Below are 26,160 nucleotides of genomic sequence, written 5' to 3' on the forward strand. Positions count from 1 at the left end.
TCATGGCACGTTCTATTAAAAAGGGACCGTTTGTAGACGCCCACCTCATCAAGAAAGTGGACGCTGCGGTCAGCTCGAATGACAAGCGGCCCATCAAGACCTGGTCGCGCCGTTCAACGGTGCTGCCTGAGTTTGTGGGTCTGACGATTGCCGTGCATAACGGTCGCCAGCACATTCCCGTGTATGTCACGGAAAACATGGTCGGCCACAAGCTCGGCGAGTTTGCTCTGACGCGTACCTTCAAGGGTCACGCTGCGAGCAAGAAGGCCAAGAAGTAAGGGGTGATTATGGAAACTAATGCCAGTTTGCGCGGCGTTCGCCTCTCGGCCCAGAAGGGCCGTCTCGTGGCTGACTTGGTGCGCGGCAAGTCCGTTGATCAGGCGCTGAATATCCTGACGTTCTGCCCGAAGAAGGGCGCCGGTATCGTCAAGAAGGTGCTCGAATCGGCAATCGCCAACGCCGAGCATAACGACGGCGCTGATATCGACGCGCTGAAGGTCAAGACGATCCACGTGGAAAAGGGTACTTCCCTGAAGCGTTTCACGGCCCGCGCAAAGGGTCGTGGCAATCGCATCGAGAAGCAGACCTGCCACATCTACGTGACTGTTGGGGAGTAAGGAGAGCGTATGGGACAGAAAATCCATCCGACCGGCTTCCGCCTTGCGGTGACCCGGGATTGGGGCTCTCGTTGGTTCGCCAACAGTCAGAGCTATGCAAAGATGCTGCACGAGGACATCAAGGTCCGCGAGCATCTGAAGAAGAAGCTGGCTCACGCTTCGGTTGGCCGCGTGCTGATCGAGCGCCCGGCGAAGAATGCCCGCATTACCGTTTTCAGCGCCCGTCCGGGTGTTGTGATCGGCAAGAAGGGTGAAGATATCGAGCAACTGAAGGCGGATCTTCAGAAGATCATGGGCGTGCCGGTGCACGTCAATATCGAAGAAATCCGCAAGCCCGAAATCGATGCGCAGCTGATCGCCGATTCGATCGCGCAACAGCTCGAAAAGCGCATCATGTTCCGTCGCGCAATGAAGCGCGCGATGCAGAACGCCATGCGTCTGGGTGCCCAAGGCATCAAGATCATGAGCTCGGGTCGCCTGAACGGTATCGAAATCGCTCGTACCGAATGGTATCGCGAAGGTCGTGTGCCGCTGCACACCCTGCGCGCCGATATCGACTACGGCTTCTCGGAAGCCCGCACGACTTACGGCGTCATCGGTATCAAGGTGTGGGTCTACAAGGGTGAATACCTGGGCCGTAACGAGCAGGCCGCTGTCGAAGCGAAGGAAGAAGAGGGTCGTCGTGGCCGTCGTCCGTCGCGCAATGACGGCGACAAGCCGGCCCCTCGCCGTGCCGTGCGCAAGCCGGTGAGCGGTGCGAAGAACGCAGGAGCGAACGATGCTGCAGCCGAATAGAAGAAAGTATCGTAAGGAACAGAAGGGTCGCAACAAAGGTATCGCGACTCGTGGCGCGAAGGTCAGCTTCGGCGACTTCGGCCTCAAGGCGATCGGTCGCGGTCGTCTGACGGCGCGCCAGATCGAATCCGCCCGTCGTGCCATGACGCGTCACATCAAGCGCGGCGGTCGCATCTGGATTCGCGTGTTCCCGGACAAGCCCATCTCGAAGAAGCCTGCCGAAGTCCGTATGGGTAACGGTAAGGGCAACCCGGAATACTGGGTTGCAGAAATCCAGCCCGGCAAGGTGCTGTACGAGATGGATGGTGTTGATGAGGCGCTGGCTCGCGAGGCGTTCCGCCTGGCCGCTGCCAAGCTTCCGTTGGAGACCGCGTTCGTGACGCGGCAAGTGGGGTGATCATGAAGAGCAATGATCTTCGTGCAAAGAGCACCAGCGAACTGAACGATGAACTCGTGGCGCTGCTCAAGGAGCAATTCTCCTTGCGCATGCAACACGCGACGCAACAGCTGACGAACAGCGCTCAGCTGGGTCGCGTTCGCCGCGATATCGCGCGCGTTCGTACCATTCTGCGTGAGAAGGCGGTGGCCCAATGAGTGAACAGAATCAAGTCATGCATCGCACGCTGGTCGGCCGTGTCGTCAGCGACAAGATGCAAAAGACGGTGACGGTCCTGATCGAGCGCCGCGTCAAGCACCCGCTGTATGGCAAGGTGATCGTACGTTCGCAGAAGTACCATGCGCACGTTGAAGATGGCGTTGCCGCTGCCGGCGACCTGGTGGAGATCGAGGAATGCCGTCCGATCTCGCGCACCAAGAGCTGGAAGGTAACGAAGGTCGTCGAAAAGGCCCGCGCCTGATCGACTGATCGATAAAAGAATGCAAGGCCGGCGCGAGCTTGGCCTTGCATTATTATTTGTGCTTGGCTATACTGGCCGACTCATCACCCTGCTGCTTGGCAGGGTTTTTCACCCGGACGGGATCCAATACTGAGCGCTTTCTTCGGTTTGCGCGTCAAGTTGGATGGAGTTTAAAAAATGATCCAAATGCAGACGGTACTCGACGTCGCCGATAACACCGGTGCGCGTTCGGTTATGTGCATCAAGGTGTTGGGCGGCTCCAAGCGTCGGTATGCCGGCGTGGGCGACATCATCAAGGTGAGCATCAAGGATGCGGCTCCTCGTGGTCGCGTCAAGAAGGGCGATGTATACAGCGCTGTGGTCGTGCGTACGGCCAAGGGCGTGCGCCGTCCGGACGGTTCGCTGGTCAAGTTCGACAAGAACGCAGCGGTGCTGTTGAACAACAAGTTGGAGCCCATCGGGACCCGTATCTTCGGGCCGGTTACGCGCGAGCTGCGTACCGAGCGTTTCATGAAGATCGTCTCGCTGGCACCGGAAGTCCTCTAAGGGGCGAACATGAGCAAGATTCGCAAAGGGGACGAGGTTGTCGTCCTGGCAGGTAAGGATAAGGGTAAGCGCGGCACGGTGCTGAGCGTTTCGCCGGTTGACGATCGCCTGGTCGTCGAGGGTGTGAATCGCGTCAAGAAGCACACCAAGCCGAATCCGATCAAGGGGCAGGTGGGCGGTATCGTCGAGCGCGAAATGCCGATTCACGTGTCGAACGTGGCGCTGTTCAACCCGGCGACGCAAAAGGCTGACCGCGTTGGCTTCAAGACGCTTGAAGGCGGCAAGAAGGTTCGCGTGTTCAAGTCGAACGGCGAACAAGTCGGCGCTTAAGAGGGAACACCATGGCTCGCTTGCAAGAGTTTTACAAGTCGACGGTGGCGCCTGAGCTGATCAAGCAGTTCGGCTACAAGTCCGTCATGGAAGTGCCCCGCATCACCAAGATCACCCTCAACATGGGTGTCGGTGAAGCAGTGGGCGACAAGAAGGTTCTGGACAACGCTGTCGGCGATCTGACCAAGATTGCTGGCCAGAAGCCCGTTACCACGAAGGCCAAGAAGTCGATCGCCGGTTTCAAGATCCGCGAAGGCTATCCGATTGGCTGCATGGTGACGTTGCGTGGTCCGCGCATGTTCGAATTTCTGGATCGTCTGGTTTCGATCGCGATGCCGCGTATCCGCGACTTTCGTGGTATCCAGGCCAAGGGTTTCGACGGCCGTGGCAACTACAACCTCGGTGTGAAAGAGCAGATCATTTTCCCCGAGATCGAGTACGACAAGATCGACGCTCTGCGTGGTTTGAACATCAGCATCACCACGACAGCGAAGACGGACGAAGAAGCGCGCGCGCTGCTGACCGCGTTCAAGTTCCCGTTCAAGAACTGAGGCAGACATGGCAAAAGTTGCTCTTATCAATCGCGAAGAAAAGCGCCGCAAGACGGTCGAGAAGTTTGCCGCCAAGCGCACCGCGCTGCTCGCCGTGATCAATGACGTGAATGTCTCGGACGAAGAACGCGCCGAAGCTCGTCAAAAGTTTCAAGCGCTGCCGCGCAACGCCAGCCCGTCGCGCCTGCGCAATCGTTGCGAACTGACTGGCCGCCCGCGTGGTGTGTTCCGTAAGTTCGGTCTGTGCCGCAACAAGCTGCGTGAAGTGGCTTTCCGTGGCGAAGTGCCTGGCATGACCAAGGCTAGCTGGTAAGGAGATCGAGCGATGAGTATGTCTGATCCGATCGCCGATATGCTGACGCGTATTCGCAACGCGCAACAAGCCCAGAAGGGCGCTGTGGCCATGCCGGCCTCGAAGTTGAAGGTTGCGATCGCCCAAGTGTTGAAGGACGAAGGTTATATCGACGATTTCGCCGTTCGCGGCGAAGGTGCCGAGCGCGAGCTGAACATTGCGCTCAAGTACTACGCTGGTCGTCCGGTTATCGAACGCATCGAGCGCGTGAGCCGTCCTGGTCTGCGTGTTTACAAGGGTAGCGGCGACCTGCCGCGCGTCATGAACGGTCTGGGTGTGGCTATCGTGTCGACCCCGTCCGGCGTGATGACCGACCGCCGCGCGCGCGCCAGCAATGTTGGCGGCGAAGTGCTCTGCATCGTGGCGTAAGGAGATATCGATGTCACGTGTAGCTAAGAATCCGATCGCACTGCCCGCTGGCGTGGACGTCACGCTGGCCGCTGGCGAGATCACGGTGAAGGGGCCGCTGGGTACGCTCAAGCAGCGCCTGCATCCGTCGGTCAGTGTCGAGCGCGAAGGTGCGAATCTTCAGTGCAAGGCGCTGGACGGTGCGGTGAATGCGAATGCCATGTCCGGTACGACCCGCGCGCTGGTGAGCAATATGGTCACCGGCGTGAGCAAAGGCTTCGAGCGCCAGCTGAACCTGGTGGGCGTGGGTTATCGTGCCCAGGCTCAAGGCGACAAGCTGAACCTGTCGTTGGGTTTCTCGCACCCTGTGGTGCACCAGATGCCGGCTGGCATCAAGGTTGAAACCCCCACGCAGACGGAAATCGTCATCAAGGGCGTCGACAAGCAGGTTGTTGGTCAAGTGGCGGCCGAAATTCGCGCGTACCGCGCACCTGAACCCTACAAGGGCAAGGGTGTTCGTTATGCCGACGAAGTGGTGGCGCTCAAAGAGACCAAGAAGAAGTAAAGGCGGACGATTATGAACAAGAAAGATGCGCGTTTGCGCCGAGCCCGCAAGACCCGGGCTCACATCGCCGAACTGCGGAAGGTTCGTCTGACGGTGTTCCGTTCGAACCTGCACATTTATGCGCAGGTGATCTCCGCCGAAGGCAATCAAGTGCTGGCCTCGGCTTCGACCGTCGAAGCCGCCGTCAAGAGCCAAGTCGCCAATGGTGGCAATGTCGCCGCAGCAGCGGCAGTTGGCAAGCTGATCGCCGAGCGTGCGGTGGCCAAGGGTATCGATACCGTGGCTTTCGATCGCGCGGGTTTCCAATATCACGGTCGCGTCAAGGCGCTGGCTGAGGCCGCCCGCGAAGGCGGTCTGAAGTTCTAAGCGAGAGTCCTATGGCTAAGCAACAGACTAAGAAGGTTCAGGCCGCTGACGAGCGCGATGATGGCCTGCGCGAGAAAATGGTGTCGATCAATCGCGTCACCAAGGTGGTGAAGGGTGGCCGTATCCTCGGCTTCGCCGCACTGACCGTGGTGGGCGATGGCGACGGTGGCGTCGGCATGGGCAAGGGCAAGGCCCGTGAAGTGCCGGTGGCCGTGCAGAAGGCGATGGACGAAGCCCGTCGCAAGCTGGCGCGTGTTCCCCTGCGCAATGGCACCCTGCAGCACTCGGTGATCGGCCGTCACGGCGCATCCGAAGTGCTGATGCAGCCGGCTCCGAGCGGTACCGGCATCATCGCCGGTGGCGCAATGCGCGCGGTGTTCGAAGTGATGGGCGTCACCGACGTCATCGCCAAGTGCATCGGTTCGACCAACCCTTACAACGTTGTCCGTGCGACGCTGAACGGCCTCTTCGCCACCAGCACGCCGGCGGAAATTGCTGCCAAGCGCGGCAAGTCCGTTGAAGAAATTCTGGGGTAAGCGTCATGGCTGACAAGAAGATTCGCGTCACGCTGGTGAAGAGTCTCATCGGCACCAAGCAGCCGCACCGCGCCACCGTGCGTGGTCTGGGTCTGCGTCGTCTCAACCATACGGTCGAACTCGTTGATACGCCCGAAGTGCGCGGCATGATCAACAAGGTCTCGTATCTGGTGAAGTGCGAGGAATAAATGGAACTGAATAACCTCAAGCCGGGCGAAGGCGCCAAGCACGCTTCGAAGCGTGTCGGCCGCGGTATCGGTAGTGGTCTCGGCAAGACCTGTGGCCGCGGCCACAAGGGTCAGAAGTCGCGTTCGGGCGGTTTCCACAAGGTTGGCTTCGAAGGCGGTCAAATGCCGCTGCAACGTCGTCTGCCGAAGCGCGGTTTCGTGTCGCTGACGGCTGCTCGTAATGTCGAAGTTCGCCTGTCGGAAATTGCTGCGCTGCCGATCGAAGAAATCGATCTGCTGTCGCTGAAGCAGGCCGGTGTCGTACCGGCGGACGCACTGTCGGCCAAGGTGATCCTGTCGGGCGAAATCGCTCGCAAGGTGAGCCTGCGTGGCCTGACGGCGACCAAGGGTGCCCGCGCTGCGATTGAAGCGGCCGGCGGCTCGGTGGCTGAATAAGCCTTAGCGGACAAAGCAAGGGAAGCGAAGCGTGGCAAACCAATCTGCGGTGCTCGGGAAGTCTGGCAAGTTCAGCGATCTCAAGCGGCGTCTGTGGTTCCTGCTGGGCGCGTTGGTGGTGTATCGCATCGGCGCGCACATTCCGGTTCCGGGTATCGATCCCACCGAGCTTTCTCGCCTCTTCGAATCACAGAAGGGCGGGATCCTCGGCGTGTTCAACCTGTTTTCGGGTGGTGCGCTGTCGCGTTTCACGATCTTTGCCCTGGGGATCATGCCGTACATTTCGGCGTCGATCATCATGCAGTTGCTGGCGATCGCGTCGCCGCAACTGGAGGCGCTGAAGAAAGAAGGCGAAGCGGGTCGTCGCAAGATCACGCAATACACGCGGTACGGCACGGTTCTGCTGGCACTGTTCCAGGCCTTCGGTATCTCGATGGCGCTGCAGGGGCAGGCAGGCTTGGTATTGAATCCGGGCGTGGTTTTCGAAATCACGACTGTCGCGACGCTGGTGACGGGCACGTTGTTCCTGATGTGGCTGGGTGAGCAGATCACCGAGCGCGGTCTGGGCAACGGTATCTCGATCATCATCTTCGCAGGTATCGCTTCCGGCTTGCCGAATTCGATCGGCGGACTGCTGGAGTTGGTGCGTACAGGTTCGATCCACCCGCTGTCGGGTATCGTCATCGTCGCGTTGGTGGTGCTGGTGACTGCCTTCGTGGTGTTCGTCGAGCGTGGTCAGCGCAAGATCCTGGTGAATTACGCCAAGCGTCAAGTAGGCAACAAGGTGTATGGCGGGCAAAGCTCCCATCTGCCGCTGAAGCTGAACATGTCGGGCGTGATCCCGCCGATCTTTGCGTCGTCGATCATCCTGTTCCCGGCAACGCTGGGCCAGTGGTTCGGAACGTCGGACAACATGCGTTGGCTGCGTGATTTCGCCAGTACGCTGTCGCCCGGTCAGCCGATCTATGTGCTGCTGTATTCGGCCGCGATCGTGTTCTTCTGCTTCTTCTATACGGCGCTGGTGTTCAACGCCAAGGAGACTGCAGACAACCTGAAGAAGTCCGGCGCTTTCGTGCCGGGGATTCGTCCGGGTGAACAAACGGCGCGTTACATCGACAAGATCCTGATGCGTCTGACGTTGGTCGGGGCCCTTTACATCACGTTGGTGTGCCTGTTGCCGGAACTGCTGATCCTGAAATGGCAAGTGCCTTTCTATTTCGGTGGCACGTCATTGCTGATCATCGTGGTCGTGACGATGGATTTCATGGCCCAGGTGCAGGCCTACATCATGTCGCACCAGTATGAGAGCCTGCTCAAGAAGGCGAACTTCAAGGGTGGCTCGGCGCTGTCGGCCAAGTAGTCGAGAAGCGGAGGTCCGCGGATCTCCGCCAGCAGGTTAGGGTGCGACGTCGATTGTTATAGCTCGCTGGCGAGCAAGAAGGTTTTGAGGAGTTGAGAGATGAGAGTTCAGGCCTCCGTTAAGGCGATCTGCCGCAAGTGCAAGGTGATCCGCCGCAAGGGTGTTGTGCGCGTGATCTGCGAAGACCCGCGTCACAAGCAACGCCAAGGTTGATAGGCGTTACGATTTAATATAAAATTCTGAGTTCCGCCCAATTTGTGTCGGGCGTAGCCAGGGTAAGCAAAAGGTAATTTCATGGCCCGGATTGCTGGTGTAAACATTCCGAATCACAAGCACACCGAGATCGCTCTGACCGCCATTTATGGCATTGGTCGCTCTCGTGCGCAGAAGATTTGCGATACGGCGGGTATTACCCGTTCCGCGAAGATCAAGGATCTCACCGAAGAGCAGATGGATCGTCTGCGCGAAGAGGTGGGCAAGTTCACGGTTGAAGGCGATCTTCGTCGTGAAATTACCATGAACATCAAGCGTTTGATGGACCTGGGCAGCTATCGCGGTGTGCGTCATCGTCGTGGTCTGCCGTGTCGCGGTCAGCGTACCCGCACGAATGCGAGAACTCGTAAGGGTCCGCGCAAGCCGATCGCTGGCAAGAAATAAGAAGCTGGGATAGAACATGGCAAAGACTGCTGCGAAGGTTCGCAAAAAGATCAAGAAGAACGTTGCCGAGGGTATTGCCCACGTGCACGCTTCGTTCAACAACACCATCATCACCATCACCGATCGTCAGGGCAATGCGTTGTCCTGGGCCACGTCGGGTGGTGCTGGCTTCAAGGGCTCCCGCAAGAGCACCCCGTTCGCGGCACAGGTCGCGGCCGAGGCTGCCGGCAAGGTTGCCCAAGAGTGTGGTGTGAAGAACCTGGAAGTGCGCATCAAGGGTCCCGGCCCAGGTCGCGAATCCGCCGTGCGTGCTCTGAACGCGCTTGGTCTGAAGATCACGTCGATCACCGACATCACGCCGATTCCGCATAACGGCTGCCGTCCGCCGAAGCGTCGTCGTATCTAACAGTTTTTGAATGGCGTGTTGATGACGGCATCGACCGTCCGTTTGCAGAGCAAACGAGATGGGCGATGCCGGCGGTCTTGAGGAAGCGACTGGCGACCTCGGGGCCCGGCAATAGGACGCGGGTGATTGACCGCTGATGGTCCGAATGCCTTCGTCATCAAGTGAAGGTCTGGTTGTGGAAATGTGGATGCGTCGGTCACTAACCGGTGCATGCTGACCCCTCAGGCTCGTGAGAAGGATAAACAATGCAGAGTAACAGCCTCCTGAAGCCCCGCATCATTGACGTCCAGAACGTATCGCCGGTGCATGCCGTCGTCGTGATGGAGCCGTTCGAGCGTGGTTTCGGTCATACGTTGGGCAACGCGCTGCGCCGCATTCTGTTGTCGTCGCTGCCGGGTCACGCCGTGACCGAGGTGTCCATCGACGGCGTGCTGCATGAGTACTCGACGCTCGATGGCGTGCGTGAAGACGTAGTCGACATCCTGCTGAACCTGAAGGGCGTCGTGCTGAAGTTGCACAATCGTACCGAAGCGGTTCTGCGCCTGTCGAAGTCCGGTGAGGGCGTGGTGAAGGCCGGTGATATCGAAACGTCGCACGACGTTGAGATCATCAACCCGGATCACGTGATTGCCCACCTGGCACCGGGCGGCAAGCTGGATATGCAGTTGAAGGTCGAACAAGGCCGCGGCTATGTGCCGGGTAACGTGCGCCCCGCAGCTGAGAACAAGATCATCGGTCGTGTTGTGCTGGATGCTTCGTTCAGCCCGGTTCGCCGCGTGAGCTATCAGGTTGAAAGCGCTCGTGTTGAGCAGCGTACCGACCTGGATCGTCTGGTGATCGACATCGAGACCAACGGTGCGGTCGAACCTGAAGAGGCGATCCGCTATGCGGCCCGCGTCATGATGGACCAACTGTCGGTGTTCGCCGACCTGGAAGGTACGCCGACGGCTCCGGAAGTGCAGCGCGCTCCGACCATCGATCCGATCCTGATGCGTCCGGTGGACGATCTCGAACTGACCGTTCGCTCGGCCAACTGCCTGAAGGCGGAGAACATTTACTACATCGGCGATCTGATCCAGAGAACCGAAACAGAATTGCTCAAGACCCCGAACCTCGGTCGCAAGTCGCTGAACGAGATCAAGGATGTGCTGGCCTCCCGTGGCCTCACGCTTGGGATGAAATTGGAAAACTGGCCGCCGGCGGGCCTGGAAAAGCAAAGCTGACCGGCAAAGGTAGAGGAAAACTGAAATGCGTCACGGTAACGGCCTTCGCAAGCTCAACCGCACCAGCAGCCATCGTTCGGCAATGTTCCGCAACATGGCCAACTCGCTGCTGCGCCACGAAGTCATCAAGACCACGCTGCCCAAGGCGAAAGAACTGCGCCGCGTTGTCGAGCCCCTGATCACTCTGGGCAAGCAACCGACGCTGGCGAACCATCGCCTGGCGTTCAATCGCCTGCGCGACCGCGAGATGGTGGTTAAGGTCTTCAAGGAACTCGGCCCGCGCTTTGCTACCCGCAACGGCGGTTACATCCGTATCCTGAAGTGCGGTTTCCGCAACGGCGACAATGCTCCGATGGCTTACATCGAACTGCTCGACCGTCCGGAAGGCGACGTGGAAGGCGCGGTCGAAGCGTAAGCAACGACTCGTTTCCTGCCAGTTCCAAGGATTAAGGCCTGCAACGAAAGTTGCAGGCCTTTTTCTTTGGCATTGTCCGGCCTCGCATCAATCGTGCGAAGACCGGCTGAATGAGCCAGCCTGGCAGAACCTCGCGCTCACATTCGTTAGCTCGAAAGCCGAATGGCACCAGCGCCCTGTCGAGGGTGTAGGGCAGATGCGATGCGCATCGCTGGGCGCGAGTCTCCTCCATCTTCTGCGGACCATGCACCGGATAGCACGCAGTGGGCAATAAGCCACGCCATGACGTGTGATGGCGCATGGCCACGTGCGTCACCCCAAGCTGTCTCGTGCGCCTAGGCCGCCGCCGTTTTCGCGCGGCGTGACTTCAGCAGCGGCGCGAGGTAGCGCCCAGTGTGACTCCCTGGGTGTTTCGCGACGACTTCAGGCGGGCCGCTGACAAGAATGCGGCCACCACCACCGCCGCCTTCGGGACCCAGGTCGATCAACCAGTCTGCAGTTTTGATCACGTCGAGGTTGTGTTCGATGATGACGATGGTATTGCCGTGCTCGCGCAGCCGGTCGAGTACCGCCAGCAGCAGTTCGATATCCTGGAAGTGCAAACCGGTGGTCGGTTCGTCCAGGATGAAGAGCGTCTTCCCCGTATCCCGTTTGGATAGCTCCAGCGCCAGCTTGACGCGCTGCGCCTCGCCCCCTGAAAGCGTTGTCGCGCTCTGTCCCAGCCGGATGTAGCCGAGGCCGACTTCGATCAGCGTATCGAGCTTGCGCGCGACGACCGGCACAGCGTCGAAGAAGCGTTGAGCCTCCTCCACCGTCATCTCCAGTACATCGGCGATGGTCTTGCCCTTGTACCGGATCTCGAGCGTCTCGCGGTTATATCGCTTGCCATGGCAGACGTCGCAAGGGACGAACACGTCGGGGAGAAAGTGCATCTCCACCTTGATCATGCCGTCGCCCTGGCAGGCCTCGCAGCGTCCCCCCTTCACGTTGAACGAGAAGCGCCCCGGCCCATACCCGCGGCTGCGCGACTCCGGCACGCCCGCATACAGTTCGCGGATCGGCGTCAGCAGGCCGGTGTACGTGGCCGGATTGGAGCGTGGCGTGCGACCGATGGGCGATTGATCGACGTTGATGACTTTGTCGAACATGTCCATGCCTTCGACTTCGTCGTAGGGCGCGGGCTCGGTCGAAGAACCATAAATCTGCTGGGCGGCGATGGCATAGAGCGTGTCATTGATGAGCGTCGACTTGCCCGATCCCGACACCCCTGTGACGCACGTCATCAGACCAGCGGGGATTTCCAGCGTCACATTCTTCAGGTTGTTTCCGCGAGCGCCCTTTAGCCGAAGAGTCTTCTCCTCGTCGGGCTTGCGCCGTTTGGTCGGTACGGCGATTTCGCGCCTGCCGGAGAGAAAGGCGCCCGTGACAGAAGCAGGGTCGTCGGCAACTTCGCCCGGCGTGCCGGATGCCACGATCTGGCCGCCATGCTCGCCCGCACCCGGTCCCATGTCGATGACATAGTCCGCCGTACGGATGGCATCTTCGTCGTGCTCGACCACGATCACCGTGTTGCCCAGGTCGCGCAGGCGTCTCAGCGTGCCAAGCAGTCGATCATTGTCGCGCTGGTGCAGTCCGATCGATGGCTCGTCCAGCACATACATCACGCCTGTCAGTCCCGAGCCGATCTGCGAGGCAAGACGAATGCGCTGCGCCTCGCCGCCCGACAGCGTGTCCGCCGAGCGATTGAGCGAAAGGTAATCCAGGCCAACGTCGATGAGGAACTGAAGCCGCGCGGCGACTTCCTTCATGATCTTGTCTGCTACTTGCCCCTTATGGCCGGTCAGCGTCGTCTGCGCAAAAAAGTCGCGACATTCGCCGATCGGTAGCGACGTCAGCTCCGGCAGCGTGCGGTCGCCAATGCGTACAAAGCGCGCCTCCGTCCGCAAACGGCTTCCGCCGCAGGCGCGGCACGGTTGGGTCGAGCGGTATTTGGCCAACTCCTCGCGCACCGCGATAGAGTCCGTTTCGCGATAGCGCCGTTCCAGGTTCGGCAGAATCCCTTCGAACGCGTGCTCCTTGGTGACCATGCGTCCGCTCTCGGACATGTACTTGAACGCCAGCTTGCGAGTGCCCGAGCCGTGCAGCACGGCCTCGCGGGCTTCCTCCGTCAGCGACGCGAACGGGGCGTCGACCTCGAAGCCGTAAGCCGCCGCCAGGCTCTGCAGCATCTGAAAGTAAAACTGATTGCGCTTGTCCCAGCCCCGGATCGCGCCGGAGGCCAGCGACAGTTCCGGATGGACAACCACGCGCTGAGGATCGAAGAAATCCAGATGCCCCAAACCATCGCACGTCGGACAGGCGCCGGCCGGATTGTTGAAAGAAAACAGCCGCGGCTCCAAATCGGGCACCGCAAAGCCGCAAACGGGGCAGGCGTAGCGTGCCGAAAACACATGCTCCCTGGCCGACTCCATTTCGACAGCGAGAGCGCGCCCCTCGCCGTGCCCCAGTGCCGTCTCGAAGCTCTCAGCCAGACGCTGGCGTGAATCGGGCCGCACCTTCAGTCGATCGACCACCACTTCGATCGTGTGCTTGGTGCCCTTGTCGATCGGCGGAAGGGCGTCGATTTCGAACGTCTCGCCATCGATCCGCAGCCGGACGAAGCCCTGCGCGCGCAACTCCGAGATCAACTCGTCGTGTCCGCCCTTGCGGTCGCTGACCACGGGCGCCAGGATCATCAACGCCGTGCCTTCGGGCAGGGCCAGCACATGGTCGACCATCTGCGAGACGGTCTGCGCCTCCAGCGGCAGGTGATGGTCGGGGCAATAGGGGGTGCCGGCGCGCGCGAACAGCAGGCGCAGGTAGTCGTGGATTTCGGTGACGGTGCCGACCGTCGAGCGCGGATTGTGGCTGGTCGCCTTCTGCTCGATCGAAATGGCCGGCGACAGGCCCTCGATCAGGTCGACGTCCGGCTTCTCCATCAATTGCAGGAACTGGCGGGCGTAGGCCGACAGTGACTCGACGTAGCGGCGCTGCCCCTCGGCGTAGAGGGTATCGAACGCCAGCGAGCTCTTGCCGGAACCCGACAGCCCCGTGACGACCGTCAGTCGATCACGCGGAATGTCGAGGTTGATGTTCTTGAGGTTGTGGGTGCGTGCCCCGCGAATCCGGATCCAGTCCATCGATGCTCGGTGTTGGTCAATGGGGCCGCTGCGAGCGGCGAACTCGTCACTATATCGGCTCGACGAGTCCAAGGCCAAGGGCGTCTGACGTTCATTGCGAACACCTGCAACCTCATCACGCCAGCTCGTCAGGCCCTGATAAAATGTCCGGTCCCCAACCCTGACGCCGCCGTGCGTAGTGCCGGCCGCCTTCATGTCTTCATCTGCATCGACCCCATCTTCCGACCGCATGAGCCGTTCCGAGCTTAGTGTCGCTGGCTGGCTGGCGCTGGTTTTCGGGTTCCGCATGCTGGGCCTGTTCCTCGTCTTGCCGGTGTTCTCTCTCTATGCAAAGACCTTGCCTGGCGGCGACAACATCATGTGGGCGGGGATCGCCATGGGCGCATTTGCGCTCACTCAGGCTGTTCTGCAGGTACCGTTCGGGTTCGCGTCTGATCGATGGGGGCGCAAGCCGGTGATCGTTGTCGGCTTGCTGCTGTACGCCCTGGGCAGTGTGATGGCGGCTTATGCACCGGATGTCGCCTGGCTCACCGCAGCGCGCTGCCTGCAGGGCGCAGGCGCCATTTCGGCTGCCGTGACGGCCTTGGCGGCCGACCTGACCCGCGAAGAACATCGCACCAAGACCATGGCCATCATCGGTGTGTCGATCGGCGTGGTCTTTGCCGTCTCGCTGGTGGCCGCCCCGGCGCTCTATAGCTGGATCGGCATGCATGGCATGTTCCTGCTGATCGCCGCCCTGGCGCTGGGCGCGATCGCCGTGGTCGCGCTCGCCGTGCCGCGCGCACCACGCGTGCCGGTGAGCGCGCCGGACGCGCGCTTGCGTGACGTGCTGTTCGATACCCAGCTCCTGCGGCTGGATTTCGGGATTTTCTCCAAACACCTCATGCAGATGGCCATGTTCCTCGTGGTGCCGCGCCTGCTCGTTGAACAACAGCACATTCCGGTCGAGCATCACTGGATGCTCTACCTGCCCGTCGTATTCGGCGGTTTCGTGCTGGCGGCGCCCGCCATCATGCAGGCCGAGCGCCGTACCCGCATGAAGCCCGTATTCATGGGTTCGATCGGCATCATCGCCTTGTCGCAGCTAGGATTGTTGCTGGCATACGACCACTTTGTCGTGCTGGTGGCGATGCTGTTCCTGTTCTTTGTGGCCTTCAATTTCCTCGAAGCCTCCATGCCTTCACTTGTGTCGCGCATGGCGCCGCCCCACGCCAAGGGACTCGCCCTGGGGGCCTTCAACACCTCCCAGGCGCTTGGTGCCGGTCTCGGTGCAGCCGCAGGAGGCATGCTGGCATTACACTTCGGTCCGCAAGGCGTTTTTGGTGCTTCGCTGGCATTGAGCCTGCTCTGGGCCCTGTGGGCAAAAAGCATGGTCGTGCCATCATTGTCGGCCCGCCGCGAATATCACATCGCGCCGCACCTGGATCTGGCCGAGGTCCAAAAGCAGATCGCACGCCTGCCCGGTGTGCGAGAAGTGGTCCTCGAGCCGCAGCGGCGCATTGCAGTCTTGAAAGTAAACCCGGAGCGCTGGGACGAAACTCGTCTGCGCACCCTGATCGGAGGAGAAGTTTGAATGGCGAGCGTGAACAAAGTGATTCTGGTGGGCAACCTCGGGCGCGACCCTGAGACGCGCTACGCCCCGAGTGGTGACGCGATCTGCAATATCAGCATCGCCACCACCGACCGCTGGCGCGATCGTGCCTCGGGCGAGATGAAAGAGCAGACCGAATGGCATCGGGTCTCCTTCTTCGGCAAGCTGGCGGAAATTGCCGGCCAGTACCTCAAGAAGGGCTCGCAGGTCTATGTCGAGGGCAGCCTGCGTACGCGCAAGTGGACCGACAAGGATGGTGTCGAAAAATACACCACCGAAATCCGCGCCGACGCCATGCAGATGCTGGGTGGGCGTGAGGGTATGGGCGGTGGCCGCTCCCAGGACGAGGACTACAACCAGGCGCCGCGCAGTTCTGGCAATCGTCCTCCGGCCCGCGAAAGCGCCCCCCAGCGCTCGGCGCCGCCGGCGCAGTCGAATTCCAATAGCGGTGGTTTCGGCGATTTCGACGACGATATCCCGTTCTGATCGCCTTCCAAGGCTCGCGCAAAATGCGGCTGCCCTTCACCTGGTGGGTGGCCGCTCTCTTTTGGTGCGCACGCTGGCGCCGGTTTTGCGACCGTTCGTCGATCCGGCCCATTTTGGGACGATTTGGTCGCTTTTGCCGTCTTTTGTCCTACGCACAAGGCGACCACCGTGCTCTAACCTCTGCCAATCGGCATGCCGCATCCAACGCCGGCAGCTTTGTTGCGCGTAACATTGCCCCCTTCTGCCAGTCACGAAGCTGTCATGGCAGCCGCATGATTCAAGTCCGGTGACATAAGCCCTTTTGGCTGAGTTGACGGGTCAGAATTTTTACTAAAATTGTCTGAAAGCGCGTATTGATGGGATGTGCCCCTGACCGGGGGCGCCCCTCCTTCGATGAGGCCCCCCATGGCAGAGCTGGTCCAAAGCAGAAGCAAGACTGAACGTGAGTACTGCAGCACGAGCGAAGCGGCCCAGATGCTGGGTGTTTCGCTGGGTACCGTTCAGCAAATGGTGGAAAACGGCTTGCTGGAGGCTTGGAAAACCGCCGGAGGGCACCGCCGCATTCGTATCGGCTCGGTCGAGTCGTATCTGCGCAAGCGCCACGCCAAGCCGGACAGCGGCTCGGATCGTCTGCGCGTACTGATTGCCGAAGATGACCGCATCATGCAAGCGCTCTACGAGCGCACGCTCGCCAGTTGGGAAATGCCGATCGATGTGAAGATCGTCAGCAGCGGTTTCGAGGGCCTGATGGAGATCGGCCGCGATGCCCCCGACCTGCTGGTGTCGGACCTCGTCATGCCCGGGCTGGATGGCTTTGCAATGATCCGCAAGCTGCGCAGCAATCCGCAACTGGCGGACATGGACATCGTTGTCGTCACTGGCCTGGTGCCGGAAGAGATCGAACGCGAAGGCGGGTTGCCGGAAGACGTCATCATCTACGGCAAGCCGATTCCCTTCCGCGAACTCAAGGGCTACGTGCAGGCCAAGCTGATCCAACTGCAAAAGCGCGCCCGAGGCTGATCGCCGATGCCATTCGGCGCCCGGCGATCGTTCGGGCGCTGTCTTTCCTAGCCCGCCGGCAACGCTGCTCGCATGCGTCTGAGTGCTTCATCCAGCGTGCTGCGCGGGCAGCCGAAATTCAGCCGCACGAAACCCGGCATGCCGAAGTCCGCGCCATCGGATAGCCCCACGCCATGCGCTTCGAAATGCGCGGCAGGCCGTTCCAGCCCGGCCTGGCGGCAATCGATCCACGCCAGGTAGGTCGCTTCGACCGGCGTCATGGACAGTCCGGGCATCCCTGCCACGGCAGCTTCGACGGCGCGGGCGTTGCCCGCCAGATATTGCAGCAGGGCCTGCCGCCAGGAATCTCCGTCGCGATAGGCTGCCTCCGCCGCGACCAGCCCCAACACGTTGGCATGCGGCACGATGCCCTGCATCGCGGCGACATAGCGACGCCGCAGCGTCGGATCGGGGATGATCGCGAATCCGCAGAACAGCCCCGGTACATTCCACGTCTTGCTCGGCGCCATCAGCGTGATGGTACGGCGCGCCACCGCGTCGTCCAGCGCTGCAATGGGGATATGCGGACGCAGCGGATCGAGCACCAGGCCGGCGTGAATTTCGTCCGAGCAGATCAGCAGATCATGCTGCTCGGCAATGGCCGCAAGACGGAATACCTCCTGGTGGTCATAAACGCGACCGATTGGATTGTGCGGGCTGCACAGCAACAACATGCGCGTGCGTTCGGTGATCTTCTGGCTGACGTCGTCCCAGTCGAAGGTCCAGCGGCCGTCTTCCCGTCGCATGTCGCTGCGCACCAGCCGTCTGCCGGTGTGCCGCGGCGCGCTCAGAAAGGGCGGATAGACCGGCGTGAACGTGAATACCTCATCGCCGGGCTCGCCTGCCACGCTACAGGCGACATTGAAGCCCGTCACGATCCCCGGCAGCCACACCAGCCAGTCGGCGTCGATACGCCAGCCGTGATCGCGGGCAATGCCCTCGACGACGGCGTCGATCAACGACGGCCATGGTTCGGCATAGCCGAACACCCCGTGCTCGACACGCTTGTGGAGGGCCGCGATGACGGCGGGCGGCGAAGCGAAGTCCATGTCCGCCACCCACAGTGGCAGCACGTCGCGGCCGGCGTAACGGCCCCACTTGAGACTGTCGCTGGCGCCGCGCTGGATGGGCGTGTCGAAATCGAATTCCATAACCTGAGACTCCGCGATCGTTGTGCCGGATGTCCGCATGACGCGCGCCCGGCGTGGCACTCATTGTCTCGCGCAACGCGCCTGCGTGTCGCCATCCGCGCGTCACACTGGGCTGATACACTGCAAGGCTGTCCTTTGCCCGAACGCCAAAGTGAGATTCCTCGCCAGCCTGTTCCTGTCCTGCGTCCTGATGATGGTCGGCGTGGCCTGTGCTCGCAGCGATGGACCCAATCCGTCGATACAGACGGTAAAGGTTGCCGCATTGCCGATCGAAGCCCGCGAGACGCTGGCGCTCATCGAGCGGGGCGGGCCGTTTCCCTATCGACGCGACGGCGTCGTATTCCAGAACCGGGAAGGGCGGCTACCGAAACGGGAGCGCGCTTACTACCATGAATACACCGTCCCGACGCCCGGCGCCTATGATCGTGGCGCGCGCAGAGTCGTGACCGGCAGCGTCGGCGAATACTATTACTCCGACGACCATTACCGCAGTTTCAAAAGAATCCTCCCATGACATCATCACAGCTCGACGCGGTCACGCTGCTCGCCCGCGAGGACGAAGCGGGCGTCTATCGTGCCGACGAAGACGCCGCGCGCGTCGCCTTCAATGCCGCCGCTACGTTGGGCTACAACGCCTACCGTATCGACCTTGGACTGGCCACCGACAAGAATTCGCTGCTGCGGCTGTTCGGTCGCTCATTGCATTTCCCCGAGTGGTACGGCGAGAACTGGGACGCGCTCATCGATTGCCTGACCGATCTGTCGTGGGAAGAAGCCGACGGCTACGTGCTGATTCTTCAGCGTACCGATGTCCTTCGCCAGACCGACCCCTCCACGATCGACACCTTTTACGAAGTCCTGCGCGATGCCGCGGCAACCTGGCGCGACACCGGCGTGCCGATGTGGGTGTTGATCATCAGCGAGGACGGTGCACTGCGGCCTTTTGAAGCGCGCGGATGACATACAAGCGCCCTGTATCGGTCCTTGTCGTCATCCATACGCCCGCGCTCGAAGTCCTGCTGCTTGAACGCGCCGCGCACCCGGGCTACTGGCAATCGGTGACGGGCAGCCAGGAAGAAGGCGAGTCGCTGGAAGACACCGCGTGCCGCGAGCTGTTCGAAGAGACCGGCATTCGCGCGGACGCCGGCCGGCTCCAGCGCTGGCCGCTGGCGAACCGGTTTGAGATCCTGCCCCTGTGGCGACATCGTTACGCGCCTGGCGTCACGCACAACCTCGAACACGTATTCAGCATCTGCGTGCCAGACGGTACGGCGGTGACGATTGCACCGGACGAGCATCGCGCCTACCGCTGGTTGCCCTGGCGCGAGGCGGCGGCCGAGTGTTTTTCGTGGACCAATCAGGACGCAGTCCTGATGCTGCCGCTACGCACCGCGCGCGCGGCCTGAATGCGCTACTGCGCGGCCTGCGACATGCGCAATACATGTCGAGCGGCGATCAGTCCCGAGCGCACAGCGGTTTCGATCGTCGCCGGATAAGGCGAGTCCAAGTAATCGCCCGCCAATACGAGGTTGCGGATCGGCGTGACATGGCGTGGCCGCACCAGTCCCGGACGGCACGCAAAGGTGGCACGCTTCTCGGTGATGACGGTCGACCAGCGCGGCGCCGTCACGCGCGGGAACAGCCGTTCCACTGCCTGATGCGCCCGCAGGCCGATTTCTTCGCGCGACAACTCCGTGTGCGGCCCACGTGCCGAAATCACCGCCGCCAGCATCCCCGGCATGCCGCCGAGCTGACCGCGGTCGAACAGCCATTGCACGACCGAGTCAGCCACACCGACCATCGGCTCGGGCAAGCGGATGTCATCGTCGTATTCCAGATACACCGTGGTGATCGGCTCGTAGGGCAACGCATCGATCTGCGCGCGCAGCAACGCGGCCTCATCGAAATCCGCGAGGAGCGCGCTCACGTGATAGGGCGCCGTAGCCAGCACGACGTGGTCGAACACCTCTCCGCCGAACGGATTGCCTTCCAGCAAAAAGCCTTCGCCCGCGCGCGTGATGCGCTTGATCGGCGTTGCGGTGTGTACCGCGTGCCCGTTGCGCGACAGGAAATGAGTAGCGGGAAAGGGCAACAGTTCGGTCAGATCGACGCGTGGGATGAGAATCTCGGCGTCCGCCGAACGTCCGCCGATCGAATCCCTCAGCACGTTGGCAAAAACCTGCGCGGACGCCTCGGCGATCGGCGTATTGAGGGCGGCCACGCAGAGCGGCTCCCACACCAGCTCGATCAGCAATCGAGTCTGGCGAGTCTCGGCCAATAGATCGGCCACCGGAACGTCGCGCTCGAAGCGATAGCGCCGGCGCTTGAGATGGCGCATCAGGCGCATCGCAGCAAAGCGGTCTTGCCACGACAGTTCGCGCGAACGCAGCAGGCCGAGGGCGAGATTGAATGGCGCGGGCAATTCGGCGGCGCGTAGATCCAGTCTGCCCGGTACGTGCAACGTGAAGGGACGCGACAGCAACTGGCGCGGCGGCACACCCAGCGAGCGCAGCATGCGCAGCGTTTCGGTATAGGCGCCGATCAGGATGTGCTGCCCGTTGTCGATGCGGTAACCGTCTTTCTCCACCACGCGCGCCCGCCCACCCAGCGTGCGGGACGCTTCGAACACGGTCACGGCACAGCCCGCGCGGGCCAGCTCGACTGCGGCGGTCAGGCCGGCATAGCCAGCGCCGACGACGGCGACGCGCGGAGCGCTCATTGCCATGCTCCCCGGTGCGCGGCGCTGGATCGTGCGTCGAACATCTTGCGTGATTCCCCCGTACTGCAGTCTGGCTGCATATTCTGAGTGATGGCGGCGCGCGTTGCGCCAGCGCGCTATCTTATCCTGCCAGCCCGGTGCGCGTGGCGATCCACAGCTTGCGCACGGGGGTAAGGGCGGTCCGATAGGTCAGCACCTTGCTGCCGTCTGCGCGGATTTCGCGCAGCAGCGTGCGGTAGATGGCGGCCATCACCAGCCCCGGGCGCTGGCTCTTGCGGTCTACGGCAGGCAATTGCGCCATTGCCTGATCGTAGTAACGTTCGGCCCGCTCGATCTGGAACTCCATCAGTGCGCGGAAGTTATCGCTGTAGCGCGCTTCGATGATGTCCTTGGCGGGCACGTTGAAGCGTTGCAGGTCTTCGATGGGTAGGTAGATGCGCCCGCGGCGTGCGTCTTCGCCCACGTCGCGGATGATGTTGGTGAGCTGGAACGCCAGCCCCAGATCGTGTGCGTACTTGAGCGTCTGCCGGTCCTTGTAGCCGAAGATCTCGGCCGCCAGCAGGCCCACCACGCTGGCTACGCGGTAGCAGTACAACTGCAGGTTCTTGAAGTCGAGATAACGCGTTTGCTGCAGGTCCATCTGCATGCCGTCGATGATCTCGAGCAATTGCTCCAGCGGAATATTGAACTGCCTGCGGACCTCAGCCAGCGCGAGACACACCGGGTGCGTGGGCGTGCCACCGTAGATCGCCGCCGTCTCGCCGCGCCACCAGTCGAGCTTGGATTGGGCCACCTGCAGGTCGTGCGTTTCGTCGACCACATCGTCGACCTCGCGGCAGAAGGCATACAGCGCCATGATTGCGCGCCGGCGCTCGGCCGGCAGAAACAGAAAGCTGTAATAAAAACTTGATCCGCTGGCGGCGGCCTTCTGTTGGCAGTACTCGAATGGGTCCATGGTGTCAGCGCGGCTTCGCAGGCCGTTTCGTATTGTTCATGGTGAATGCCCGACCGACCAGTCGCAGCCAGTCGCCCTTGCCGAGCGTCGGGCGCGCCCGGAAGACATCGTAATCGGCCGCCTCGATGCGTTCCAGAATGCGCAGGCCGCCCTGTACCACGAGGCGAATCTCCCAGCCGACGCGGCCTGGCAGTCGCTCCGCGAGCGGCGCGCCGGCCAACATCATCGTGCGAGCGCGGGTGAGCTCAAAGCGCATGAGCGCACGCCACGCATCGTCGACGCGGGCTTCGGCAATCTGTGTCTCGCTCACGCCAAAGCGCGCGAGGCTCTCTTGCGGCAGATACACGCGATCCTTGCGCCAATCGATGCCCACGTCCTGCCAGAAATTGATGAACTGCAGGCTGCTGCAGATGGCGTCCGAATCGGTGCAATTCTCTGGTGTGGCTTGTCCGTACAGATGCAGCATCAGTCGGCCGACCGGATCGGCCGAGCGGCGGCTGTAATCGCGCAGCTCGGCAAAGTCGGCGTAGCGCGTCTTGACCACGTCCTGCGAGAACGCATCCAGCAAATCGTGCAGCAGTTGTACGGGCAGGGCATGCGTGCGCACCGCGGCAGCCAGTCGCACCCACATCGCGCCTTCCGGCTTACCGCCGCCCTCGATCACATTCAACGCGTGCCGATACTCATTAAGCTGGGCCAGCCGCACCATCGGCGCGGCGTCGCCTTCATCGGCAATATCGTCAGCACTGCGCGCGAACGCATAGATGGCCTCCACCGGCTCGCGCAGGCGGGCAGGCAGCAGCAACGACGCAACAGGGAAGTTCTCGTAATGCTCGACGGGCATGCCGCAAGGCGGATTTGCAAAACCCAGCAGTATAGCCGCCCGGGCGCTGCTATACTCGCCATCCTCTCAGGGCCGCACCGCCGGCCCCGGGCCCAGGTGGCGAAATTGGTAGACGCACCAGATTTAGGTTCTGGCGTAGCGATACGTGGGGGTTCGAGTCCCTTCCTGGGCACCAAATACAATTCCGAAGTGTTCTGATCAGTCCGTCGATCCAAGCAGCAGTAAAGGATTGCGGCCTTTTTTGTCATCCGAAATGGTCTGGCGCATTCCATGGCAATGGGAGCGCGCCCGCATCACGCCTATCAACGTGGTCGGATACTGCATGCCGCGTAGGTGACGCTGGCTGTACTTCGCCCGGCGCCTCGGTCATGCGACATGGAGACGCCCTGTCCGTTACGGGCGGGTATTCTCGCTGGCGACGATGCGGATGGTCGCACTGCCGTCCTCGATCCAACGTGCATACCTCGCCGGCAGATGAGCACTGACCGTGCCGGCCTCGACGCGGGCCGGGTAGGCGCACACGAGCTGCGAGTCCGAGCGCACCAGTTGCCACATGACTTCCGTTCCATCTGGCAGTGTGCTCCGCGTGGAGAAACGCGGCGAGCCCTCTGAATAGCCGACGTGGAAGCGTTCGGAAGGCGCGCTGCCGGGGAACGGGCGTGCATCGAGGAACCCGAACTTCGAGTCATGCTGCAGCAGGCTGCGGCGCGCGTACGGCCACACGTATTGCCGCAGGAAAAACTGGTCGGCGAAACGTGCGGAGCCTGGCGGGCGCGCGACGAAACGGCGCACCAACTCGCCAATCGGAGGCAGACTGCCACCGACCGCGCCCCAAAGGCCGGCGAGTAACAACTCAGTGTGGCTGCCATGGTCGCGCATCGCATGAAAGCGTTTGTCACTGTGCAGCCATTCGTCCACCGCCAATGCCTCACGCTCCGAAATGACCGAGTCGGCGTCGCGGAACAGCACGCGATGAATGCGCGGATCATCGAGCGCAAGAAAGCGCCACATCGGGCCGGGCCAGTGCGCCGACTCGCCGTCGATCGTGACGATTTCCGCACCGGCCTCGGCGAGGCGTCGGACGGTGACGGCCGGCACGCTGTCGTCGAGGTAAAAGCGGCAGGTCCAATGCGGATAGAGGCGCGGTTGTTCGAGCGCGTTGAGCACGGCCGGCTCGCTGTACTTCGAGTTGCCGCCGAACAGCGAAAACGAAATGATGTTGCGGTCGCGCGTGGCGGGGCAGGGTGGCGGCGGTAGCGCGTCGGGTGAAGCATGCGGCAGCGTCGGCTCGATGCCGAAGCGCCGATCGCGCATCGTCAACGCATGCAGGCCGTAGCGACGGACCGCGTCCCACTGCTGCAGCGCGCTGTGAGCGTGCGACAGCGCGTCATACAGCGACAGCGTGTCGCCGCCGCAAGCCAGTGCAGATTGAGCGCAGCGAATCGCTTCATCCCATCGTTCGAGCTTCACGCAGTTGGCTGCTGCGTCGATCCACGGACCGTCGAGGTGTGGATGCGCGCGGGCGATCTGCAGGCAGATTGCGAGCGCCTCCGCGAAACGGCCTTCGTCGTGGAGCGCTCTCGCTCGTTTGCTGGCGGCGTCGACCAGCAACTGGTTCTTCGAGCGTTGCCGGTTACCGCTGGGAATTCTCGCCTTCATCGTCAGCGCCGCTCACCACGTACAAGAAAAAGAAAATTCGGATTCATGTTTCCGTCATCCATTGCGCAGGTGTTCACAACGTAGCCATCCTGCGTCGACATGAGCGCGTCGCGGCTACTTGTGGTGACAATCTCAGCACCCGATGTGTTCACGGCGCAGAGCTTCCGTCAGTGCTGTGTAGCGGGCACCTCCGCGGGTCAGGTCGAGGTACGTCTGGACCGGACTTGTCACCCAAATTCCGTTCACTTCTTTTCGATGTTGAAGAACCCCATCGGACTCCGCTTCAACGACAAGAAGATTCGGCTGCGCATTCTTCGTCGAGGCGGCGCTCAGTTCGGCCAAGGCCTTGTAGACGTTGATGTCGGGCGCAACGCGGACGCGAATTTCGGGGACCTTCTCGCAGGACCCCAGGTACGCTCGCGCCGCCGCTTCGTGACACACGACGTACCTCACTTGATGCTTATCGAATACAGAGGCAACGTCGCGGAGCCGGGTCGCATAGTCGAGCGTCGGCAGTGCGTAAGCATGGACTTCGAACGGAGGCAGTCTGATCAGGCTTGACCACAGATCGAGGAGTCTCGCGGGGGCGCGCAAGCGCCATGTCATCGTCGGCCCCCTGCCGTAGGACTCTGCGAGTTGCAGGCGCTCCAGTTCGTGCAATGTCTCGGAAGCCGTCGCTCCACTGACATCCGCCTGGTGCGCAACATCCTTGGCGTGGAAATACTCACCCACGTGATAGCACAGCAAAGTGTGCAGCAAAGCTCTTCGCTGTCCTGCAAACAGCCGCATGGAGTCCCTGTGGACATGCGGTGCGGGCTTCAGCATGTAGGCATGGCCTTGAGGGTCCGGCAAGAAGAACTCGCCCTTCGATGAGTAATATCCGATGCGCAAACCCTCCAGCAATCGCCTTGTGGGCAGAGGGATTGTCCGCGCCAGAAAGAACGGCTGCGCGGTCGTCTTTTCGGTGCCATCAGCGTCGCAATGTCCCAGCATTTGATGAACCTGTTCTGCAGACAGATGCTGGCATCGGAATACCTTCAGAAGCATGGAGGCATCCTCGATCTTGAGGGCGATTTCCACAGAGACCGCCTCCGTTTCGTGCGTGGCTGTCTGCGATATTGTCTCGACGGTTATGGACGGCAGTCCGTCGAGCACCAGAAGCAATTGAGATAGTGACTTGTCATGCATCGCGGTACCAGTGTGCCTCCTCGGAACTCCGCGCACAGGGCGCAAGGAGGGCAAGCAGTGGGCGGATGCCCGATTAAAAAAAGCGGGGCACCTTGTCGGGTGCCCCATCCATGCAGCTAGTCGTTACAAGCGGATCACCAAGCGATCACCACACCCACGCGACCGCCAAAGCTATCGCCCTGGCCGCCGGCGACAACGCGGTTGTAGTCGGCCGCCGCAAACAGACTGACGTTCTTCGCGACCTGACCTGAGACACCCACACCGACCTGCGCCCAGGTGCCGCCCAGGTTGGTGTTGAACGACACCGGGTTGCTGCCGTCCAGGGCGCTGACGGTCGTATTCGCGTCCGACCCAAAGGCGTGCCACAGGTTGGCGCGACCCCAGCCGGTCACCTTGCGGTCACCCGCCGTGTCCCAGGTCCGCGACACGCGCGCGCCGAGTCGACCGTAGGCGAGCTGGGTGCTGTCGTAGCTCACCTTGCCGTAGCTGTCGGCCGTGTCGTCCAGGGTCACGCTCTGGTAGATCAACTGTGCCTGCGGCTCCAGCGTCCAGCCGTTCCCCAGCGCGAACGGATAACCGGCTTCCACCGAAGCGGTCAGCCCGCGACCGTCGGAGCGCAGTTTCTCGCCCGCCACGCTCTTGGCTTCGATGCCGCGATACCAGGTGCCTTGCAGCACGCTGTCGACATACCAGCCGGCGTCCGCGCGGTGCGTCCAGTAGCCGCCCAGCGAGTACGCATCCATCGAGGTCGAACCGGCGCGCCCGCCGTAGACACCTTCGAC

The 26,160-nt window shown here is 61.7% G+C and carries 36 protein-coding genes and 1 tRNA gene; 29 read left to right on the forward strand and 8 right to left on the reverse strand.

What is annotated here, in order from left to right:
* Positions 1 to 2: 2 nt before the first annotated feature.
* The 22 genes from rpsS to rplQ all read left to right on the forward strand — a co-directional run bounded on the left by rpsS (position 3) and on the right by rplQ (position 10,547).
* Positions 3 to 278, forward strand: coding sequence for a 30S ribosomal protein S19 (gene rpsS / locus ACDA63_RS10545; RefSeq protein ID WP_373663189.1), 276 nt, complete (start codon positions 3 to 5; stop codon positions 276 to 278).
* A 9-nt stretch (positions 279 to 287) separates the two neighbouring features.
* Positions 288 to 617 (forward strand): 50S ribosomal protein L22, encoded by a 330-nt coding sequence (gene rplV / locus ACDA63_RS10550; protein WP_373663190.1) that lies wholly within the window; start codon positions 288 to 290, stop codon positions 615 to 617.
* A gap of 9 nt (positions 618 to 626) precedes the next feature.
* Positions 627 to 1,412 carry a 30S ribosomal protein S3 gene (rpsC, locus tag ACDA63_RS10555; protein ID WP_373663191.1) on the forward strand — a complete coding sequence of 262 codons (786 nt, stop codon included), beginning with the start codon at positions 627 to 629 and terminating at the stop codon, positions 1,410 to 1,412.
* The gene (gene rplP, locus ACDA63_RS10560) at positions 1,396 to 1,809 is read left to right on the forward strand and encodes a 50S ribosomal protein L16 (protein ID WP_373663192.1); all 414 of its coding nucleotides are present in this window, start codon (positions 1,396 to 1,398) and stop codon (positions 1,807 to 1,809) included. The genes rpsC and rplP overlap by 17 nt, the downstream gene beginning before the upstream one ends.
* A gap of 2 nt (positions 1,810 to 1,811) precedes the next feature.
* Complete coding sequence (gene rpmC / locus ACDA63_RS10565; RefSeq protein WP_373663193.1) at positions 1,812 to 2,006, forward strand: 50S ribosomal protein L29; 195 nt, start codon at positions 1,812 to 1,814, stop codon at positions 2,004 to 2,006.
* A complete protein-coding gene (rpsQ, locus tag ACDA63_RS10570) occupies positions 2,003 to 2,269 on the forward strand; it encodes a 30S ribosomal protein S17 (protein WP_373663194.1) in 267 nt (88 codons plus the stop codon). Before rpmC ends, rpsQ begins: the two co-directional genes overlap by 4 nt.
* Before the next feature lie 177 nt (positions 2,270 to 2,446).
* On the forward strand, positions 2,447 to 2,815 hold the full coding sequence (rplN, locus tag ACDA63_RS10575) for a 50S ribosomal protein L14 (RefSeq protein ID WP_373663195.1): 369 nt from the start codon (positions 2,447 to 2,449) through the stop codon (positions 2,813 to 2,815).
* Positions 2,816 to 2,824: 9 nt separating this feature from the next.
* Positions 2,825 to 3,145 (forward strand): 50S ribosomal protein L24, encoded by a 321-nt coding sequence (rplX, locus tag ACDA63_RS10580; RefSeq protein WP_373663196.1) that lies wholly within the window; start codon positions 2,825 to 2,827, stop codon positions 3,143 to 3,145.
* Between the two features lie 11 nt (positions 3,146 to 3,156).
* Entirely contained in the window at positions 3,157 to 3,696 is a 540-nt protein-coding gene (gene rplE / locus ACDA63_RS10585) for a 50S ribosomal protein L5 (protein ID WP_373663197.1), read from the forward strand.
* Positions 3,697 to 3,703: 7 nt separating this feature from the next.
* Positions 3,704 to 4,009 carry a 30S ribosomal protein S14 gene (gene rpsN, locus ACDA63_RS10590; protein ID WP_373663198.1) on the forward strand — a complete coding sequence of 102 codons (306 nt, stop codon included), beginning with the start codon at positions 3,704 to 3,706 and terminating at the stop codon, positions 4,007 to 4,009.
* Between the two features lie 12 nt (positions 4,010 to 4,021).
* On the forward strand, positions 4,022 to 4,417 hold the full coding sequence (gene rpsH / locus ACDA63_RS10595) for a 30S ribosomal protein S8 (protein ID WP_373663199.1): 396 nt from the start codon (positions 4,022 to 4,024) through the stop codon (positions 4,415 to 4,417).
* Positions 4,418 to 4,427: 10 nt separating this feature from the next.
* Positions 4,428 to 4,961, forward strand: coding sequence for a 50S ribosomal protein L6 (gene rplF / locus ACDA63_RS10600; RefSeq protein WP_373663200.1), 534 nt, complete (start codon positions 4,428 to 4,430; stop codon positions 4,959 to 4,961).
* A gap of 12 nt (positions 4,962 to 4,973) precedes the next feature.
* Positions 4,974 to 5,327 carry a 50S ribosomal protein L18 gene (gene rplR, locus ACDA63_RS10605; RefSeq protein WP_373663201.1) on the forward strand — a complete coding sequence of 118 codons (354 nt, stop codon included), beginning with the start codon at positions 4,974 to 4,976 and terminating at the stop codon, positions 5,325 to 5,327.
* An 11-nt stretch (positions 5,328 to 5,338) separates the two neighbouring features.
* Positions 5,339 to 5,863 (forward strand): 30S ribosomal protein S5, encoded by a 525-nt coding sequence (gene rpsE, locus ACDA63_RS10610; protein WP_373663202.1) that lies wholly within the window; start codon positions 5,339 to 5,341, stop codon positions 5,861 to 5,863.
* A gap of 5 nt (positions 5,864 to 5,868) precedes the next feature.
* Positions 5,869 to 6,051 (forward strand): 50S ribosomal protein L30, encoded by a 183-nt coding sequence (gene rpmD / locus ACDA63_RS10615; protein ID WP_373663203.1) that lies wholly within the window; start codon positions 5,869 to 5,871, stop codon positions 6,049 to 6,051.
* A complete protein-coding gene (gene rplO, locus ACDA63_RS10620; RefSeq protein WP_373663205.1) occupies positions 6,052 to 6,486 on the forward strand; it encodes a 50S ribosomal protein L15 in 435 nt (144 codons plus the stop codon). It abuts the gene before it with no gap.
* A gap of 31 nt (positions 6,487 to 6,517) precedes the next feature.
* Positions 6,518 to 7,846: a preprotein translocase subunit SecY gene (secY, locus tag ACDA63_RS10625; RefSeq protein ID WP_373663206.1), complete on the forward strand. Its 1,329-nt coding sequence runs from the start codon at positions 6,518 to 6,520 to the stop codon at positions 7,844 to 7,846.
* Positions 7,847 to 7,945: 99 nt separating this feature from the next.
* Positions 7,946 to 8,059, forward strand: coding sequence for a 50S ribosomal protein L36 (rpmJ, locus tag ACDA63_RS10630; protein WP_373663207.1), 114 nt, complete (start codon positions 7,946 to 7,948; stop codon positions 8,057 to 8,059).
* A gap of 81 nt (positions 8,060 to 8,140) precedes the next feature.
* Positions 8,141 to 8,503: a 30S ribosomal protein S13 gene (gene rpsM, locus ACDA63_RS10635; RefSeq protein ID WP_373663208.1), complete on the forward strand. Its 363-nt coding sequence runs from the start codon at positions 8,141 to 8,143 to the stop codon at positions 8,501 to 8,503.
* Between the two features lie 16 nt (positions 8,504 to 8,519).
* A complete protein-coding gene (gene rpsK, locus ACDA63_RS10640) occupies positions 8,520 to 8,909 on the forward strand; it encodes a 30S ribosomal protein S11 (protein ID WP_373663209.1) in 390 nt (129 codons plus the stop codon).
* A 245-nt stretch (positions 8,910 to 9,154) separates the two neighbouring features.
* Positions 9,155 to 10,132, forward strand: a complete 978-nt coding sequence (locus ACDA63_RS10645; protein ID WP_373663210.1) for a DNA-directed RNA polymerase subunit alpha — start codon at positions 9,155 to 9,157, stop codon at positions 10,130 to 10,132.
* A gap of 25 nt (positions 10,133 to 10,157) precedes the next feature.
* Positions 10,158 to 10,547 (forward strand): 50S ribosomal protein L17, encoded by a 390-nt coding sequence (gene rplQ, locus ACDA63_RS10650; protein ID WP_373663211.1) that lies wholly within the window; start codon positions 10,158 to 10,160, stop codon positions 10,545 to 10,547.
* Between the two features lie 335 nt (positions 10,548 to 10,882).
* On the opposite strand, the gene uvrA is transcribed toward rplQ, so the two are convergent.
* Positions 10,883 to 13,726: an excinuclease ABC subunit UvrA gene (uvrA, locus tag ACDA63_RS10655; RefSeq protein ID WP_373663231.1), complete on the reverse strand. Its 2,844-nt coding sequence runs from the start codon at positions 13,724 to 13,726 to the stop codon at positions 10,883 to 10,885.
* Positions 13,727 to 13,919: 193 nt separating this feature from the next.
* On the opposite strand from uvrA, the gene ACDA63_RS10660 reads away from it, so the two are divergent.
* The 3 genes from ACDA63_RS10660 to ACDA63_RS10670 all read left to right on the forward strand — a co-directional run bounded on the left by ACDA63_RS10660 (position 13,920) and on the right by ACDA63_RS10670 (position 16,823).
* Positions 13,920 to 15,299 carry an MFS transporter gene (locus tag ACDA63_RS10660; RefSeq protein ID WP_373663212.1) on the forward strand — a complete coding sequence of 460 codons (1,380 nt, stop codon included), beginning with the start codon at positions 13,920 to 13,922 and terminating at the stop codon, positions 15,297 to 15,299.
* The gene (gene ssb / locus ACDA63_RS10665; RefSeq protein ID WP_373663213.1) at positions 15,300 to 15,803 is read left to right on the forward strand and encodes a single-stranded DNA-binding protein; all 504 of its coding nucleotides are present in this window, start codon (positions 15,300 to 15,302) and stop codon (positions 15,801 to 15,803) included. It abuts the gene before it with no gap.
* Between the two features lie 405 nt (positions 15,804 to 16,208).
* Positions 16,209 to 16,823 (forward strand): response regulator, encoded by a 615-nt coding sequence (locus ACDA63_RS10670; RefSeq protein ID WP_373663214.1) that lies wholly within the window; start codon positions 16,209 to 16,211, stop codon positions 16,821 to 16,823.
* Between the two features lie 47 nt (positions 16,824 to 16,870).
* On the opposite strand, the gene ACDA63_RS10675 is transcribed toward ACDA63_RS10670, so the two are convergent.
* On the reverse strand, positions 16,871 to 18,013 hold the full coding sequence (locus ACDA63_RS10675; RefSeq protein ID WP_373663215.1) for a MalY/PatB family protein: 1,143 nt from the start codon (positions 18,011 to 18,013) through the stop codon (positions 16,871 to 16,873).
* A gap of 151 nt (positions 18,014 to 18,164) precedes the next feature.
* Here ACDA63_RS10675 and ACDA63_RS10680 point away from each other — a divergent pair, with 151 nt between their 5' ends.
* From ACDA63_RS10680 to nudB, 3 genes are read left to right on the forward strand one after another with little or no spacing between them, the layout of a single operon-like run.
* Positions 18,165 to 18,527 (forward strand): ribonuclease domain-containing protein, encoded by a 363-nt coding sequence (locus ACDA63_RS10680; RefSeq protein ID WP_373663216.1) that lies wholly within the window; start codon positions 18,165 to 18,167, stop codon positions 18,525 to 18,527.
* Entirely contained in the window at positions 18,524 to 18,973 is a 450-nt protein-coding gene (locus tag ACDA63_RS10685) for a barstar family protein (protein WP_373663217.1), read from the forward strand. Before ACDA63_RS10680 ends, ACDA63_RS10685 begins: the two co-directional genes overlap by 4 nt.
* Entirely contained in the window at positions 18,970 to 19,419 is a 450-nt protein-coding gene (gene nudB / locus ACDA63_RS10690) for a dihydroneopterin triphosphate diphosphatase (RefSeq protein ID WP_373663218.1), read from the forward strand. The genes ACDA63_RS10685 and nudB overlap by 4 nt, the downstream gene beginning before the upstream one ends.
* A 5-nt stretch (positions 19,420 to 19,424) precedes the next feature.
* Here the strand turns inward: nudB and hpnE are convergent, their stop codons facing one another.
* From hpnE to hpnC, 3 genes are all read right to left on the reverse strand, one after another.
* Positions 19,425 to 20,732 (reverse strand): hydroxysqualene dehydroxylase HpnE, encoded by a 1,308-nt coding sequence (hpnE, locus tag ACDA63_RS10695; protein WP_373663219.1) that lies wholly within the window; start codon positions 20,730 to 20,732, stop codon positions 19,425 to 19,427.
* Between the two features lie 121 nt (positions 20,733 to 20,853).
* Positions 20,854 to 21,687, reverse strand: coding sequence for a presqualene diphosphate synthase HpnD (gene hpnD / locus ACDA63_RS10700; protein ID WP_373663220.1), 834 nt, complete (start codon positions 21,685 to 21,687; stop codon positions 20,854 to 20,856).
* Positions 21,688 to 21,691: 4 nt separating this feature from the next.
* Positions 21,692 to 22,531: a squalene synthase HpnC gene (gene hpnC / locus ACDA63_RS10705; RefSeq protein WP_373663221.1), complete on the reverse strand. Its 840-nt coding sequence runs from the start codon at positions 22,529 to 22,531 to the stop codon at positions 21,692 to 21,694.
* 90 nt (positions 22,532 to 22,621) lie between these two features.
* Here hpnC and ACDA63_RS10710 point away from each other — a divergent pair.
* Positions 22,622 to 22,706 (forward strand) — tRNA-Leu (locus tag ACDA63_RS10710).
* 218 nt (positions 22,707 to 22,924) lie between these two features.
* Here ACDA63_RS10710 and ACDA63_RS10715 read toward each other — a convergent pair.
* The 3 genes from ACDA63_RS10715 to ACDA63_RS10725 form a co-directional block, all read right to left on the reverse strand.
* The gene (locus tag ACDA63_RS10715; protein ID WP_373663222.1) at positions 22,925 to 24,190 is read right to left on the reverse strand and encodes a hypothetical protein; all 1,266 of its coding nucleotides are present in this window, start codon (positions 24,188 to 24,190) and stop codon (positions 22,925 to 22,927) included.
* A 132-nt stretch (positions 24,191 to 24,322) separates the two neighbouring features.
* Positions 24,323 to 25,378 carry a hypothetical protein gene (locus ACDA63_RS10720; RefSeq protein WP_373663223.1) on the reverse strand — a complete coding sequence of 352 codons (1,056 nt, stop codon included), beginning with the start codon at positions 25,376 to 25,378 and terminating at the stop codon, positions 24,323 to 24,325.
* A gap of 134 nt (positions 25,379 to 25,512) precedes the next feature.
* On the reverse strand, positions 25,513 to 26,160 hold a 648-nt coding region (locus ACDA63_RS10725), incomplete at its 5' end, for an autotransporter domain-containing protein (RefSeq protein WP_373663224.1).

The organism is Uliginosibacterium sp. sgz301328, assembly GCF_041807905.1.
In the GTDB taxonomy this organism is placed as follows: domain Bacteria; phylum Pseudomonadota; class Gammaproteobacteria; order Burkholderiales; family Rhodocyclaceae; genus JBGVSA01.